At 74.1% G+C, this 15,152-nt stretch carries 14 protein-coding genes; 11 read left to right on the top strand and 3 right to left on the bottom strand.

What is annotated here, in order from left to right; genetic code table 11:
* Positions 1-10: 10 nt before the first annotated feature.
* The 3 genes from ACIOFR_RS30860 (at position 11) to ACIOFR_RS30850 (ending at position 4,797) form a co-directional block, all read left to right on the top strand.
* Positions 11-1,039: a glycosyltransferase family 2 protein gene (locus ACIOFR_RS30860; RefSeq protein WP_401002528.1), complete on the top strand. Its 1,029-nt coding sequence runs from the start codon at positions 11-13 to the stop codon at positions 1,037-1,039.
* A 52-nt stretch (positions 1,040-1,091) separates the two neighbouring features.
* The gene (locus ACIOFR_RS30855; RefSeq protein ID WP_401002527.1) at positions 1,092-1,700 is read left to right on the top strand and encodes a TetR/AcrR family transcriptional regulator; all 609 of its coding nucleotides are present in this window, start codon (positions 1,092-1,094) and stop codon (positions 1,698-1,700) included.
* Positions 1,701-1,914: 214 nt separating this feature from the next.
* Positions 1,915-4,797 carry an N-acetylmuramoyl-L-alanine amidase gene (locus ACIOFR_RS30850; RefSeq protein ID WP_401002526.1) on the top strand — a complete coding sequence of 961 codons (2,883 nt, stop codon included), beginning with the start codon at positions 1,915-1,917 and terminating at the stop codon, positions 4,795-4,797.
* Positions 4,798-4,935: 138 nt separating this feature from the next.
* Here ACIOFR_RS30850 and ACIOFR_RS30845 read toward each other — a convergent pair whose 3' ends face one another.
* The gene (locus tag ACIOFR_RS30845; RefSeq protein ID WP_401002525.1) at positions 4,936-5,406 is read right to left on the bottom strand and encodes an Lrp/AsnC family transcriptional regulator; all 471 of its coding nucleotides are present in this window, start codon (positions 5,404-5,406) and stop codon (positions 4,936-4,938) included.
* 217 nt (positions 5,407-5,623) lie between these two features.
* Between ACIOFR_RS30845 and pdhA the strand changes: the two genes are divergently transcribed.
* The 4 genes from pdhA to ACIOFR_RS30825 all read left to right on the top strand — a co-directional run bounded on the left by pdhA (position 5,624) and on the right by ACIOFR_RS30825 (position 10,997).
* Entirely contained in the window at positions 5,624-6,766 is a 1,143-nt protein-coding gene (gene pdhA / locus ACIOFR_RS30840) for a pyruvate dehydrogenase (acetyl-transferring) E1 component subunit alpha (RefSeq protein ID WP_401002524.1), read from the top strand.
* Entirely contained in the window at positions 6,763-7,767 is a 1,005-nt protein-coding gene (locus ACIOFR_RS30835) for an alpha-ketoacid dehydrogenase subunit beta (protein WP_401002523.1), read from the top strand. The genes pdhA and ACIOFR_RS30835 overlap by 4 nt, the downstream gene beginning before the upstream one ends.
* A gap of 4 nt (positions 7,768-7,771) precedes the next feature.
* On the top strand, positions 7,772-9,100 hold the full coding sequence (locus ACIOFR_RS30830; RefSeq protein WP_401002522.1) for a dihydrolipoamide acetyltransferase family protein: 1,329 nt from the start codon (positions 7,772-7,774) through the stop codon (positions 9,098-9,100).
* Between the two features lie 589 nt (positions 9,101-9,689).
* Positions 9,690-10,997, top strand: coding sequence for a globin domain-containing protein (locus ACIOFR_RS30825; protein WP_401002521.1), 1,308 nt, complete (start codon positions 9,690-9,692; stop codon positions 10,995-10,997).
* An 18-nt stretch (positions 10,998-11,015) separates the two neighbouring features.
* Here ACIOFR_RS30825 and ACIOFR_RS30820 read toward each other — a convergent pair whose 3' ends face one another.
* On the bottom strand, positions 11,016-11,540 hold the full coding sequence (locus ACIOFR_RS30820; RefSeq protein WP_401002520.1) for an NUDIX domain-containing protein: 525 nt from the start codon (positions 11,538-11,540) through the stop codon (positions 11,016-11,018).
* Between the two features lie 374 nt (positions 11,541-11,914).
* Between ACIOFR_RS30820 and ACIOFR_RS30815 the strand changes: the two genes are divergently transcribed.
* A complete protein-coding gene (locus tag ACIOFR_RS30815) occupies positions 11,915-12,691 on the top strand; it encodes an IclR family transcriptional regulator (protein WP_401002519.1) in 777 nt (258 codons plus the stop codon).
* 184 nt (positions 12,692-12,875) lie between these two features.
* On the top strand, positions 12,876-13,304 hold the full coding sequence (locus ACIOFR_RS30810) for an SsgA family sporulation/cell division regulator (RefSeq protein ID WP_401002518.1): 429 nt from the start codon (positions 12,876-12,878) through the stop codon (positions 13,302-13,304).
* Between the two features lie 71 nt (positions 13,305-13,375).
* On the opposite strand, the gene ACIOFR_RS30805 is transcribed toward ACIOFR_RS30810, so the two are convergent.
* Positions 13,376-13,750 (bottom strand): phage holin family protein, encoded by a 375-nt coding sequence (locus ACIOFR_RS30805; protein ID WP_401002517.1) that lies wholly within the window; start codon positions 13,748-13,750, stop codon positions 13,376-13,378.
* Positions 13,751-14,028: 278 nt separating this feature from the next.
* Here ACIOFR_RS30805 and tenA point away from each other — a divergent pair, with 278 nt between their 5' ends.
* Both tenA and ACIOFR_RS30795 read left to right on the top strand, forming a co-directional pair.
* Positions 14,029-14,691, top strand: coding sequence for a thiaminase II (tenA, locus tag ACIOFR_RS30800; RefSeq protein WP_401002516.1), 663 nt, complete (start codon positions 14,029-14,031; stop codon positions 14,689-14,691).
* A 252-nt stretch (positions 14,692-14,943) separates the two neighbouring features.
* The gene (locus tag ACIOFR_RS30795) at positions 14,944-15,144 is read left to right on the top strand and encodes a DUF5326 family protein (protein ID WP_401002515.1); all 201 of its coding nucleotides are present in this window, start codon (positions 14,944-14,946) and stop codon (positions 15,142-15,144) included.
* Positions 15,145-15,152 lie beyond the last annotated feature (8 nt).

Here is a 15,152-nt window from a genome sequence, read left to right as displayed (position 1 = left end):
GGAGTGTCCGATGAGTACAGCGCCGCCCGCCGGAGTCACGCTCTCCGTCGTCGTGCCGATGTACAACGAGCAGGACGCGCTCCCCGCCCTCGTCGAGCGGCTGCGACCGGTCCTCGACGGCATCGGCGCCCGCTACGAGGTGGTGGCGGTCGACGACGGCAGCACCGACAAGACCGCGGAGCTGCTCCAGGACCTCCGGGCCGGCTGGCCCGAGCTGCGGGTGGTGCGGCTGCGCCGCAACTGCGGTCACCAGGCCGCCCTCACGGCCGGTCTGCACCGGGCCGTCGGGGCGTACGTGGCCAGCATCGACGCGGACCTCCAGGACCCGCCGGAGAAGATCCCCGAGATGCTGGAGCTGGCCCGCGCCGGTGACCTGGACGTGGTCTACGGCGTGCGCGACGACCGGAGCACCGACAGCGGCTTCAAGCGCCGCACGGCCGGGGCCTACTACTGGCTGATGCGGCGCCTGGCCGGCAAGCAGGTGCCCGCGCAGGCCGGCGACTTCCGGCTGCTCAGCCGGGAGGCCGTCGAGGCGCTCAAGTCGCTGCCGGACCAGCAGCGGGTCTACCGCCTCCTGGTGCCGTGGCTGGGCTTCCCCAGTGGGGAGGTGCGCTACCAGCGCGACGAGCGGGTCGCCGGCGAGACCAAGTACCCGGTCACCAAGATGGTGCGGCTGGCCGTCGACAGCGTCACCGGCTTCTCCGCGGCGCCGCTGCGGATCGCCACCTGGCTCGGTGTGGTGAGCTTCTTCACCTGCATCGGCCTGCTGGTCTTCAGCCTGACCGCGTACGCCAGCGGGCACACCGTGCCGGGCTGGACCTCGCTCTTCGTCGGCATCCTGTTCCTCGGCGGCGTCCAGCTGATCTGCGTCGGCCTGCTCGGCGAGTACATCGGACGGATCTACACCGCCGTCCAGCGGCGGCCCACGTACTTCGTCGCGCACGACTCCGGGTACGGCTCCGGGTACGGCTCCGCGCCCGACCCGGCGTGGGAACCGGTGCGCGAGCCCGCCCGCGGGCGGGACGGCAGCGGGGTCTGAGCCCGGCCCCCCGGCTGCGTCGCCGTCCCGGACGGCGGGGATACTCGTGCGTATGGCCGACAACTCCTCCCGCACCGCCTACACCGTCGACTCGCTGCTCGCCGTGACGGTGGAGGTCTTCAACGAGCGGGGCTACGACGGCACCTCGATGGAGGACCTGTCCCGGGCGGCCGGCATCTCCAAGTCCTCGATCTACCACCACGTCAGGGGCAAGGAGGAGCTGCTCCGGCTGGCCGTCGGGCGGGCGCTGGACTCGCTGTTCGGCATCCTGGACGAGCCCGCGGCGGCCACCGGCCGGTCGGTCGACCGGCTGGAGCACGTGGTGCGGCGGACCGCCGAGGTGCTGCTGGCGGAACTGCCGTACGTGACGCTCCTGCTGCGGGTCCGCGGGAACACCGAGACCGAGCTGTGGGCGCTGGAGCGTCGGCGCGACTTCGACCACCGGGTGTCGGAGCTGCTGCGCGAATCGGTCGCGGAGGGCTCGCTGCGGGCCGACGTCGAACCCCGGCTGGCCACCCGGCTGCTGTTCGGGATGATCAACTCGATCGTGGAGTGGTACCGCCCGGGCAGCCGGACCTCCGACGGGGTCGCCGACGCCGTGGTGCACCTGGCCTTCGACGGTCTGCGGGCTCCCCGGGGGGACCGCCAGGCGGGCTGCTAACGTCGCCTCAGCCTGCCGCGCGGCCGCTCGGGGAGGCCTTCGGGGGGTTCGGCCGTTCCGGGCACACCCGTGGCCCTTCCCTGCCGTCCCGGCGGGTCCAGACCGTCAGCTGCTGGATCGCCCGCCCAGGGAAAGGCCGGACACCACCTTGAACCAGTCCAACCCGACAGTTCGGCGCTCCAGACCCGGGGCCCTCACGGCGGGAATCGCCTCCGTGGCCCTGCTCGCGCTCGGCGTGGCCGTGCCGGCCGCCGCAGCCGCCCCCGCCGCCCCCGCGCCGCCCGCGGCGCCGGGCAGGACGCTGCAGGGCCAGTTCGCCGCGGTGGCCAAGGAGTTCCGGGTCCCCGAGAGCATCCTGCTGGCCGTCTCCTACCAGCAGACCCGGTGGGAGTCGCACCAGGGCCGGCCGAGCACCACCGGCAACTACAACGTGATGGGCCTGACCCAGGTCGACCTGGCCGCGGTGGCCGCCGCCCAGGCCGCGGCCCAGCCCGAGACCAACCTTCGCGGTGAGGACGCCCCCCGGCTGCGGACGCCCGCGCCGCGCATCGCACCGCCCGTCGACAGCCCCGCGCTGCACACGCTGGACGCCGCCGCCAGGCTGACCGGCCGGCCGGCCGCCGAACTGCGCACCGACACCCTGCAGAGCATCCGCGGCGGCGCCGCCCTGCTGGCGGACCTTCAGAAGCGGGCCGCCGGAACGCTGCCGACGGACCCGGCGCAGTGGTACGACGCCGTCGCCCGGTTCAGCAACGGGGGCCAGGACCCCACCGCCGGGACCGGCGGCCGGGAGTTCGCCGACCGGGTGTTCGGCTCGATCCGGGTCGGCACCGCCCGCACGACCTCCGAGGGCCAGCAGGTGACGCTGGCGGCGAGCCCGGCCGCGGTGGCGCACAGCCCGGCCGTGGACCGCGGGACCCTCCCGGAGGCGGCCTCCCGCTCCTCCGCGCGGGCGGCCCTCGCACCCGGCGCCACGGCCGAGTGCCCGGCGGCGCTGAACTGCGACGTCAAGCCTGCCGCGTACGCCCTGACCGACCAGTCGGACCCGACCTCGTACGGCAACTACTCGGTGGCCGAGCGCGGTGCCGGGGACATCCAGTACATCGTCATCCACGACACCGAGGGCGGCTTCGCCGGGGCGGTCGGCCTCTTCCAGAACCCGGCGACCCAGGCCAGCGCGCACTACATCGTGCGCTCCTCGGACGGCCACGTGAGCCAGCTGGTGGCCACCAAGGACGTCGCCTGGCACGCCGCCAACAAGACGGTCAACACGCACAGCCTGGGCATCGAGCACGAGGGCTTCGCGCTCAGCGGGGCCAGCTGGTACTCCGAGCAGCTCTACCAGTCCTCGGCCGCGCTCACCCGCTACCTGGCCGGCCGGTACGGCATCCCGCTGGACCGCCAGCACGTGATCGGCCACGACGAGGTGCCGGGCCCGGTCCAGAGCAGCGTCGCGGGCATGCACTGGGACCCCGGCACGTTCTGGGACTGGAACCACTACATGGCCCTGATGGGCGTCTGGCCGCCCTCGGACCAGGCGGTGGCCGTCGGTGGCCGGGTGGTCGTCAACCCGCCGTTCTCCAACGCCTACCGGCCGCAGATCAACGGCGTGACGCCGCAGCCCGCCAACTTCGTCTACCTGTACGCCTCGCCGGGCGGCGCGCTGATCGGCAACGGCACGACCAACGCCGCCGACTGGAGCGACAAGGCCGTCGCCGGCGGCAGCTACGTGGTCGCCGACCAGCAGTACCCGTGGACCGCCATCTGGTACAACGGCCGCAAGGCCTGGTTCTACGGCGCGGGGAGCATCGCCGCGGACAACCGGCCGGGCCAGAGCGTCCTCACGCCGAAGGCCGGTCTGAGCAGCATCCCGGTGTACGGCAGGACGTACCCGCAGGACGCGGCCTTCACGGCGGCCGGCGTCCCGCTGCCGAGCCCGAACATCTCGCCGCTCGACGCCACCGTCGCGGCCGGCCAGGCCTACGTGCCGGTGACCGCCGACCCGGTGGCGGGCGACTACTACTACACCAGCAACATCAACGGCGACGCCCCCCACGACCGCACCACGGTCGTCGACGGCACCCGCTACTACCCGATCCGGTACAACCACCGGCTCGCCTTCCTCCGGGCGGAGGACGTCCAGGTGGTGCCCGCGGCGACCAACCTGGTGGCCGACGGCGAGCGCGTCCAGCTGCTGGCCAACACCTCGACCGGCCCGGTGGCCGCGGCGGCCAACTACACCCGTGGCCAGTGGGAGCAGTACCGGGCGATCCCGGCCCCCGGCGCGGGCGCCGACGCCTCGGGCACCTTCGCCGAGGCCTTCACCGCCAACGACCAGCTGCACGCCGTGGCCCTGGCGGGCGGCCGGCTCTACACCGCGGACCGCAACGTCGCGACCGGCCTGTGGAGCGGCTGGTACGACCTCCACGCCGCCGGCGCGGCCGGCCCGCTGGGGACGGTCACCGAGGTCACGGTGGCGGCCCGCGGCAACCGGCTGCACGTGGTCGCGCTGTCCGGCGGCCGGCTCTACGAGGCCTCCGGCGACTACACCTCCGGCACCTGGCAGCAGTGGGGCGACGTCTCGGGGGCGATCGGCCAGCCGGCCGGCGCGATGACCGGGATCGCCGCCGCCACCGTCGGCAACGTCCTGCACATCGTCGCGCTGAGCGCCGACGGCCGGGTCATGATGGCCGACGGCGACTACGACCGCGGCCGCTGGAGCTACGGCGACGTGAGCGCCCAGACCGGCCCGCTGACCGGGATCTCCGCGCTGGCCGTGGCACCGATCGGGTCCAAGCTGCACGTGGTCGCGCTGTCCGGCGGCCGGCTGAGCGAGGCCACCGCGGACTACGCCGGCGGGCGCTGGTACCAGTGGGGCGACATCTCCGCGGCGACCGGCCAGTCCGGCGCGGTCACCGCGGTCGCCGCCGCGGCCACCGGCAACAGCCTGCGGCTCTACGGCGTGATCGGTGGCCGGATCCACAACGCGAACGGTGACTACACCGCCGGGCGCTGGTCCGGCTGGGGTGACACCGAGGGGTCGGGCGCGGGTGGCGCGATCGGCCCGGTCGGGACGCTGGCGGCCGCCGGCCGCTGACCCGTCCCGCACACGACGACCCCGGGTGTCCCGGCCGATCCCTTCGGCCGGGACACCGCCGTTTCCGGGCCCTCGGAGCGCTCGGGGCGCCGGCTGCGCGGGCGCGCGGGCGTGGGGGTGCGGAGCGCAGGCGTCGGCTCAGGGCGCCGGGTCGGGCGGGACCTGGTCGGTCTCCTCGAAGACCAGCAGGGTCTGGGTGGTGAGCACCTGGGGGATGGACTGGATCCGGTTCAGCACCAGTTCCCGCAGGGCCCGGTTGTCGGCGGTGTGCACCAGCAGCAGGACGTCGAACTCGCCGCCGACCAGCGCGATGTGCGCGACCCCCGGCAGCAGGAGCAGCTGCTCGCGGACGGTCCGCCAGGAGTTCTGGACGATCTTCAGGGTGATGTAGGCGGACGCCCCCTGCCCGGCCCGTTCGTGGTCGACCCGGGCGGTGAAGCCGCGGATGATGCCGTCCTCGACCATCCTGGATATCCGGGCGTACGCGTTCGCCCGAGACACGTGCACCCGCTCGGCGACCGAGCGGATCGAGGCGCGACCGTCCTGCTGCAGCAGCCGCAGGATCGACCGGTCGACACGGTCGAGTCTGGACGTCTGTTCAGCCGACATGGCCCCCCACCCTCCCCGATTGGACGTGCTGCCTCCAGTCGACAGCTGTTCGGGCCGATTGTCCACCACTCCGTCCCGGCTGTGGCCAGAATGCCCAGACGACCGAACAATCGGTAGGGAGCGCCGACCCCCGTCGGGCTGCCCTTCGGCCCCTTGCGCACCACGGCATCACCACTGCCCCTGCTGCACCCTCCCCCACCCTTAGGAGGTGCCCGAGATGACCGTTCTCGATCACAGACACCTGGCCGCCGTCCCCGGCTGGCTGCCCGGCGCCACCGGCCCCCGGAGCGATCCGGCTCCGCTGCTGCCCGACGCCGCCCCGGTCCGGGTGCTCGGCACCCCCGCGGTGGAGCGGACCGACCCCGAGCTGCTGCGCGAGCTGTACCGGCGGCTGGTGGTCGGCCGCCGCTACAACCAGCAGGCGACCACCCTCACCAAGCAGGGCCGGCTGGCCGTCTACCCGGCCTCCACCGGCCAGGAGGCCTGCCAGGTCGCCGCCGCGCTGGCGCTGCGCGAGCAGGACTGGCTCTTCCCCAGCTACCGCGACACCCTCGCCGTCGTCGCCCGCGGGGTCGACCCGCTGGAGGCCCTCACCCTGCTGCGCGGCAACGCGCACACCGGCTACGACCCGAAGGCCACCCGGACGGCGCCGCTGTGCACCCCGCTCGCCACCCAGGCGCCGCACGCCGTCGGCCTCGCCCACGCGGCCCGGCTGGCGGGCGACCCGGTGGTCGCGCTGGCCATGCTCGGCGACGGCGGGACCAGCGAGGGCGACTTCCACGAGGCCCTGAACTTCGCCGCCGTGCTGCACGCACCGGTGGTCTTCCTGGTGCAGAACAACGGCTACGCGATCTCGGTGCCGCTCACCCAGCAGTCCGCCGCGCCCAGCCTGGCCCACAAGGCCGTCGGCTACGGCATGCCGGGCCGCCTGGTGGACGGCAACGACGCCGCCGCGATGCACACCGTGCTGACCGAGGCCGTCGAGCGGGCCCGCTCCGGCGGCGGCCCGACCCTGGTCGAGGCGCTCACCTACCGGGTCGAGGCGCACACCAACGCCGACGACGCCACCCGCTACCGGGAGGAGGGCGAGGTCACCGCCTGGGCCGAGCACGACCCGATCGTGCTGATGGAGCGCCACCTGGACGCCGCCGGCCTGCTGGACGAGAAGCTGGTCCGCGAGTGCGCCGAGGAGGCCGAGGCCCTGGCGGCCCGGATGCGCGAGGAGTTCCACGCGGACGCCGTGCTCGACCCGATGTCGCTGTTCGCCCACGTCTACGCCGAACCCACCCCCCAGCTGCGCGAGCAGGCCGACCAGCTCGCGGCCGAGCTGGCCGCCGAGGCAGAGGTGCACGACCGATGACCACCGCCACCCCCGTCCGGGGCGCCCGTACGTCGAGCATGGCCCAGGCGCTGAACGCGGCGCTGCGGGACTCCATGGAGGCCGACCCCACCGTCCACGTGCTCGGCGAGGACGTCGGGCAGCTCGGCGGCGTCTTCCGGATCACCGACGGCCTGACCAGGGACTTCGGCGCCGACCGCTGCCTGGACACCCCGCTCGCCGAGGCCGGCATCCTCGGCACCGCCGTCGGCATGGCGATGTACGGCCTGCGCCCGGTGGTCGAGATGCAGTTCGACGCCTTCGCCTACCCGGCGATGGAGCAGCTGTTCTCGCACGTCGCCAAGATGCGCAACCGCACGGCCGGCCGGCTGCCGCTGCCGATCACCATCCGCATCCCGTACGGCGGCGGCATCGGCGGCGTCGAGCACCACAGCGACTCCTCCGAGGCGTACTACACGCACACCCCCGGCCTGCACGTGGTCACTCCGGCCACCGTCGCCGATGCCTACGGGCTGCTGCGTGCCTCGATCGCCTCCGACGACCCGGTGGTCTTCCTGGAGCCCAAGCGGCTCTACTGGGGCAAGACCGAGTGGGACCCGGCGGTGGCCACCGAGCCGATCGGGAAGGCCGTGCTGCGGCGCACCGGCCACTCGGCGGTGCTGATCACCTACGGGCCGTCGCTGCCGGTCTGCCTGGAGGCCGCCGAGGCCGCCCGGGCCGAGGGCTGGGACCTCGCGGTGCTTGACCTGCGCAGCCTGGTGCCGTTCGACGAGCGGACCGTCTGCGAGGTGGTCCGCTCGCTGGGCCGCGCCGTGGTGGTGCACGAGGCCGGCGGTTTCGGCGGCGTCGGGGCGGAGATCGCCGCCCGGGTCACCGAGAAGTGCTTCCACCACCTCGCCGCGCCGGTGCTCCGGGTCACCGGCTTCGACATCCCGTTCCCGCCGCCGATGCTGGAGCACCACCACCTGCCCGGGGTGGACCGGATCCTGGACGCGGTCGCCCGGCTGCAGTGGGAGGACTGACGTGATGCCCGTGGTTCGCGAGTTCACCCTGCCCGACCTCGGTGAGGGCCTCACCGGGGCCGAGGTGGTGCGCTGGATGGTCGAGGTCGGCGAGGTCATCGTCGTCGACCAGCCGGTGGTCGAGGTGGAGACCGCCAAGGCCGTGGTGGAGGTGCCCTGCCCGTACGGCGGGGTGGTCACCGCCCGGTTCGGCGAGGTCGGCGAGGAGGTGCCGGTCGGTGCCCCGCTGGTCACCGTCGCGGTCTCGCCGGGCGAGGGCGTCCGGGTCTCCGGCGGCGGCGCGGACGAGCGCCCGCTGGTCGGGTACGGGGTCGCCGACGGGCCGAAGGGCGCCCGGCGGGGACGGGTGCGGATGGGCGGTACCGGTTCGCCGGCGGCGGCTCCGGTCGCCGTGGCGCCGGCTCCGGCTCCGGCCGCTCCGGCCGTCGCCGCGCCGTCGGTGGTGGCGGTGATCTCGCCGCTGGTGCGACGGATGGCCCGGGAGCACGGGGTCGACCTCGCCGCGCTGGCCGGCAGCGGTCCGCACGGGCTGATCATGCGGGCGGACGTGGCCCGGGCGGCGGCCGGTCCGGCCCCCGCCGCGACGGTGGTCGCCGGTGCCGTGGCACCGGCTGCGGCACCGGCCGTGACGCCGGCCTCGCTCGCGGACGAGGTGGTACCGCTGCGCGGGCTGCGCCGGGCGGTGGCGGAGAAGCTCACCCGCAGCCACCGGGAGATGCCGGCCGCGACCTGCTGGGTGGACGCGGATGCCACCGAACTGATGGCGCTGCGGGCCCAGTTGAACCGTTCCGCCGGGCCGAAGATCAGCGTGCTGGCGCTGCTGGCCCGGATCTGCACGGTCGCGCTGGCCCGCTTCCCCGAGCTCAACTCCAGCGTGGAGCCGGACGGTTCGGCCGTGCGCCGGCACGGCGCCGTGCACCTGGGCTTCGCGGCCCAGGGTGAACGCGGTCTGGTGGTGCCGGTGGTGCGCGACGCCCAGGCGCTGGGCACCGAGCAGCTCGGCGCGGAACTGGCCAGGTTGACCGAGGGCGCCCGGACCGGGGCGCTGACCCCGGCCGAACTGACCGGCGGCACCTTCACGCTGAACAACTACGGGGTCTTCGGGGTGGACGGCTCGACGCCGATCCTCAACCACCCGGAGGCCGCGATGCTCGGCGTCGGCCGGATCACCCCCAAGCCCTGGGTCCACGAGGGCGAGCTGGCCGTCCGGCAGGTGACGCAGCTGTCGTTCACCTTCGACCACCGGGTCTGCGACGGCGGGACGGCGGGCGGGTTCCTGCGGTTCGTGGCGGACTGCGTGGAGCAGCCGGGGATGCTGCTGCGGCAGCTGTGACGGGTGCCGCGGGCGGGTCCCCACCGGGCCCCGTCCGCGGACCCGGGCGTCACCTTGCGTGCCGGGCGCGGCACGCAAGGTGGCCATAGGTCGGGTGAGCGTAGCGTGCGGGGGGGCCGGTTGTCCGGCCTTCCCCTGACTTGTCGGATGAGCTGTTCGGGCGTGCCACTCTGCTGATGGCGTCAGCAGAGACAGACCAGGTGTGGTTGGGACGACCGGAAGCGAAACGATTCTCTTGGGCACACGTCAAGTCGCGGTGAAGGCACGCCCGCTGAACGTCAGAGCGGGGCACGGATCGGTCGCGGCGTCCGCCGTACCGGGGTTCTCGCCGAGTCCGCCGGAGCGCGAGCAGACCGGCGGCGCGGCGGCGCGGGCGGCGTCCGGACCGGGCGGACCCGGAGGACCGGGCGGGCCGGCCGGGTCGCCGGTGGCCGGGACCCCGCCGAGACCGACCCGTCCCCCGCGGATCCCGGCGCCGCCGGCCCCCGCGCCCGCGGCACCCCGGCCGGCCCCGCCGCTGCCGCAGCCGGCCGAACCCGGGCCGTCCCTGCCGGTGCCGCCGTCGAAGCCCCGGACGGCGCCCGCCCCGATGCCCCACTACGAGCCGCTGTTCACCCACGCCCCCGGGCTCAACTGGGCCGGTCCCGGTGACCACTGGAGCCGGGCCTGGGCGCTGGAGACGCTGTCCGGCAGCCCGTCGCGCCCGGCCCTGCCGGCCGCCGAACCGGCGCGGGCGGACCGGGCGGAGGATCAGCCGCCCACCCCGCGGGACATCCGGCTGATCCGGGAGAGCCTGGCCGTCGTCGAGCCGGTCGCGGACCGGGCCACCGCCCACTTCTACGCGTTGATCTTCCTCCACCACCCCGAGGTGCGGGCGCTGTTCCCGGCCGCCATGGACGTCCAGCGGGACCGGCTGTTCCGGGCGCTGCTGCTCGCGGCGCGCAGTGCCGACGACCCGGTCGGGCTGACCGACTACCTGGGCCGCCTCGGTGCGGGGCACCGCAAGTACGGCACCCTGAGCGGCCACTACGGGCCGGTGGGCGAGTGCCTGGTGGCCGCCCTGGCCAGGTTCTGCGGGAACCGCTGGGACGCCGAGACCGAGCTGGCCTGGCGCCGGGTCTACGGCCTGGTCTCCCGGATCATGATCGAGGCGGCCGAGGCCGCCGCCGCGTCCTCGCCCGCCTGGTGGCGTGCCGAGGTCGTCTCGCACCAGCGCCGCACCCCGGATGTCGCGGTCCTCACGCTCCGTCCGGACCAGGCCTACCCGTACCGGGCAGGGCAGTACGCCACCGTGGAGACGCCCTGGTGGCCCCGGGTCTGGCGGCACTTCTCGTTCGCCACCGCGCCCCGTCCGGACGGGCTGCTGACCTTCCACGTCAAGGCCGTGCCGGCCGGCTGGGTGAGCAACGCTCTGGTCCACCGGGCCGCCGCGGGCGACGTCCTGCGGCTCGGTCCGGCGGCCGGCTCGATGGTGCTGGACCACGAGCGCGAGCCCGACACCGACCTGTTGCTGCTCGGCGGCGGCACCGGCATCGCGCCGATCGGCGCGCTGGTCGAGGAACTGGCCGAGCGCGGCACCGGCGGGCGCGCGGTCGAGGTGTTCTACGGCGCCCGGCACGGCGGCGACCTCTACCAGTTGGAGGAGCTGCGCCGGCTGGCCGGGCGCCATCCCTGGCTGTCGGTCCGGCCGGTGGTCTCCGCTCAGCAGGCGCCGGGGGCGGCGCTGAGCGGCGACCTGCCCGAGGCGGTCTCCCGCTACGCGCCCTGGCACGGGTACGCGGCGTACCTGAGCGGGCCGGCCGCGATGGTCCGCCGGGGTGTCGCCGCGCTGCAGGGCGCGGGCGTGCCGGCCGAGCGGATCCGGCACGACCTGGTGGGCGACCTGGCGGCCGGCTGACCGGCCGCCGGGTGCGGGTCAGCCCAGGTCGGGGGCGAGCAGCGCGCGGACGCCCTCGATGTTGGCCGCCAGGTAGGCGCGCAGGCTGGGCGGCACGACGTTCACCGCGGTGACGCCCTCCCGGGTGAACGGCAGCCGGACGATCTCGTACTCGCCGCGCGGCGCGTCCATCTCCGGGCCGTGCCGCCGGGACGGATCCATGGCGGCGAGCCGGCAGACGAAGAAGTGCTGGACCTTGACCCCGTGCGGGTGGGCCAGCGTGCCGTCCTCGTGATGGGAGTGCGCCACGGTGTCGACGAACGCGGGCACCACGTCCTCGACCTTGCCGCCCAGCTCCTCGTCCACCTCGCGGTGCAGGGCGTCCACCACCGTGCGGTCGCCGGGCTCGACCCCGCCGCCCGGGGTGATCCAGTACGGCGGGCGGCCGGGCCGGGTGCGTTTGATCAGCACGATGGTGGCCTGGGCGTGCGGTCGCTCCCGGTCCACCTCCAGCAGGATCGCCCGTGCGGTGCGTTTGACGACAGGGCGGGCCGGGCCGGGCATGGCCACCTCCGGAGGGCGGGCGTTGTGCGGGATTCTGCCGCGCCCGGGAGGTGCTGAAACGCGTCGGTGCGGGCCATTGGGAAGATCCCGTTCCGCTGAACGGGTGAACCGGCGTGCCCGAGTGTGTCCCCGCCGGGCCATGGGCACCCACCCGGTGGATCTTCGATCCCACGCACACGGCCCGCGTGCTTTTGTGATGGATCGGGCGATTTGGGCCATGAGTCTTCGATTCAAAGGTAATTCCGGCATCGAGCGCGCGGGAATGATTGCAGCCCCGGCCGCCCTGTGCTGCAATGAGCGCCAATCGGGCAACCGGAGTGACGCGCTCCGGCTGCCCACCTGTGCACAGACTCTCGCCAGGGGCTGGGTGGGCCGTGGACCAGATCGCAGAACCGCCGGACCGGCCGCCGGAGCGGCCGCCCACACTGATCACCTCGGTCCAGCGGGCGCTGCGCCTGCTGGAGGAGGTCGGCGGTCATCCGGACGGCGCGACCGCCAAGCAGCTCGCGCGCTCGGCCGCACTCCCCCTCGGCACCACCTACCACCTGCTGCGGACCCTCACCCATGAGGGCTACCTGCGCCGTGCCGACGGCCGGTTCTACCTCGGCGCCTCGGTCGACTGCATCAGCCGGGCCGACGTCCGGCGGGCCGAACGGGCCGACCTGCGCAGCCGGATGGCCCAGCTCGGCGAGGAGCTCGACGCGGCCGTCTACTTCGCCGTGTACGAGGAGGGCGAGGTCCGGCTGGTCGACGCGGCCGACGGCCCCGGCCGCCCGGCGGTCGAGGAGTGGGCCGACTTCCGGCTCACCGCGCACGCCCACGCGGCCGGCCTGTGCCTGCTCGCCCAGCTCGGCGAGGACGAGCGGCGCGACCACTTCGCCCGGCACCCGCCGGCCGCGCTCACCCCGTCCACCCTGACCGACGAGGGCCTGCTGCTGCGCCGGCTGGCCCGGGTCCGCCCGACCGCGCCGGTGCTGGAACGCCAGGAGTACGCGCTCGGCACGGTCTGCGCAGCGGTGCCGATCACGGTCGGCTCGGTGATCGCCACGATGGCGCTGTCGCTGCCCCTGGACCAGGCCGCCCGGCTGCCCGCCGCCGCGGCCCGGCTGCGCTCGCTGGTCGGTGCCATGTCACCCTCGTTCGTGTGCTGACCCGTCCGGCCGTACCGCTCACCATTTGAAAAACCGCACCTTGTCCGCCCCGTCGCCCAGCAGCACGATGGGGCGCGGACAGGGAACCGCGGCCACCGTCACCGTTCCACCACAGCGAACCGCACGTCCGCTCCTCGCGTGGACCCAGCGCGCGGCGGCCGGGCAGGACGAGAGGTACCGGCGCATGCACAGCACAGTCCAGGGCCACACGGTCATGCACCTCGTGGTCTCGAACGAGCTCTCCTTCCGCATCATGGTCGACCTGGAGTACGACGCGGCCGACCCCTTCGCCGTCCGCCTCACCTTCCACCTGCCCGGTGGCGAGCCGGTGACCTGGGTGTTCGCCCGCGAGCTGATGGTGGACGGCATCAGCCGTCCAAGCGGCGAGGGCGACGTCCGGATCGAGCCCGTCGGGGCGGAACTCACCGAGGCCCGCATCGTCCTGCACTCGCCCGAGGGCGCGGCCGAACTGCGCGCGGAGTCCCCGGCCCTGATCGCCTTCCTGGCCCGGACCGACCGGCTGGTGGCGATGGGCGAGGAGGCCACCGCCGGGGACCTGGACGCGCAGCTCGCCGGCATCCTGTCGGCGCCGGGGTGCGAGAACGCCGGCTGAGGCCCCGGCCGAAGGCCCGGCCGAGGTCCCGTCGGTGGGCCGGCGGGCCGGTGGGCCCGGCCGCCCCGGCGTCAGTCGTCGCCGAGGGCCAGGCTGAGGCCCCACGAGACGATGCTGATGATCAGGGCACCGAACAGCGCCGCCCAGAAGCCCTCGACGTGGAAGTTCAGGTCGAGCTTGTCCGAGGCCCAGGAGGTGAGCCAGAGCATCAGGGCGTTGATCACGAAGGTGATCAGGCCGAGCGTCAGGATGAACAGCGGCAGGGACAGCAGCTTGACCAGCGGCTTGATCAGGAAGTTCACCACCCCGAAGATCAGGGCGACCGCGATCACCGTGATCGTCTTGTGCCACCAGTCGTTCCCCGACAGGGTGATCCCGTCGACGATCCAGGCGGCCACCCAGATGGCCGCGGCGTTGATGAGGGTCTTGATCGCGAAACTCTTCATGACTGGCGATGGTGGCAGGCCGCTGCGCGCCAGGGAAGCTCCGGGCGGGTCCGGATTCCCGGCACACCGCCCGGGGCGGAGCGCGGCCGACGCCGTCCGGAACCCGCCGGGTAGGGTCTGCCGCTGGGTACCGGAACGGGTACCGGAACACCGCGGGAGCCCGTAGCAGCGGGCTGAGAGGGCGCTGACGGCCGGCCGGCCGGGGCTGCGCCGACCGCCAGAACCTGGCCGTGGCGCGGGACCACCGCAGCCCGGGTCGGGGAGGGAGCAGAACAGCAGTGGCACTCACCGACGAGCTCTGGGCGGCCATCGAGCCGATCTACGCGGAGATCCTCGACCACCCCTTCATCAACGGCCTCACCGACGGCACCCTGCCGCGCGAGGCCTTCCGGCACTTCGTCGTCCAGGACTCGCACTACCTGCGCGACTACGCCCGGGCGCTGGCGGTCTGCGCCGCCAAGGCGCCCTCGGAGGAGGACGTGCAGGCCTTCGCCGACGACGCGGTCGGCGCGATCGCCGCCGAGCAGGGCATGCACGCCGAGTTCCTCACCGCCTTCGGCGAGAGCGCCGAACAGGCGGCCGGGGAGCCCGTGCTGCCGACCACCCGCGCCTACACCAGCTACCTGCTGGCCACCGTCTACGGCGGGTCGTTCGCCGAGGCGGTCGCCGCGGTGCTGCCCTGCTACTGGATCTACGCCCGGGTCGGCGAGCAGCTGCTCGCCAGGTCCTCCCCCGAGCCGCTGTACGCCAAGTGGATCGCCACCTACGGCGACGAGGCGTTCCAGACCGTGGTGCGGCGGGTGCTCGCCCTCACCGACCGGCTCGGCGAGGAGATCTCGCCGGCCGAACGCCGCAGGGCGGTCGAGCACTTCACCACCACCTCGCGCTACGAGTGGATGTTCTGGGACGCCGCCTGGCGCGGCGAGACCTGGCCGGTCTGAGCCGTCTCCGGGCCGCTGCCGGGCCGCCGTCCGACGCCTCCCGGGCTGCCGTGCTGCGCCTTCCGGGCCGCCGTCCGGGCCGGTTTCGGGGGCGGCCCCGAGACCCGGGCTCGGGGTGATCTCCGGGTTCTCTCGGGGACGGCAGGCCTCGTTTCCGCAGATCCCGCCGCCTACGATCGAGACATCGAAAGCTACCGGGAAGAGCGGCGGAACGAGACCGACGCCGAGCCCGAGGGGAGAGAAGGAACAGACATGGCCGAGCTCTGGAAGTCGCTGCCCTCATGGGTGCGCAACATCGTCGTCCCGATCCTGGTGCTGGTGCTGGCCTGGAACCTGATCTGGTTCGTCGTCGGGGTGGTCGGCACGCTGATCGCCCTGCTGCTCAAGGTCCTGGTCGTGGTCGGCGTCGCCGCCGCCGTGGTGATCCTGGTCAAGAAGGCAGCCAGGAGCTGACGCACCAC

The sequence above is a fragment of the Kitasatospora sp. NPDC088346 genome (assembly GCF_044740765.1).
In the GTDB taxonomy this organism is placed as follows: Bacteria; Actinomycetota; Actinomycetes; order Streptomycetales; family Streptomycetaceae; genus Kitasatospora.
Note: the sequence above shows the minus strand (reverse complement) of the source record. Positions and strands in the feature narration are given on the sequence as shown.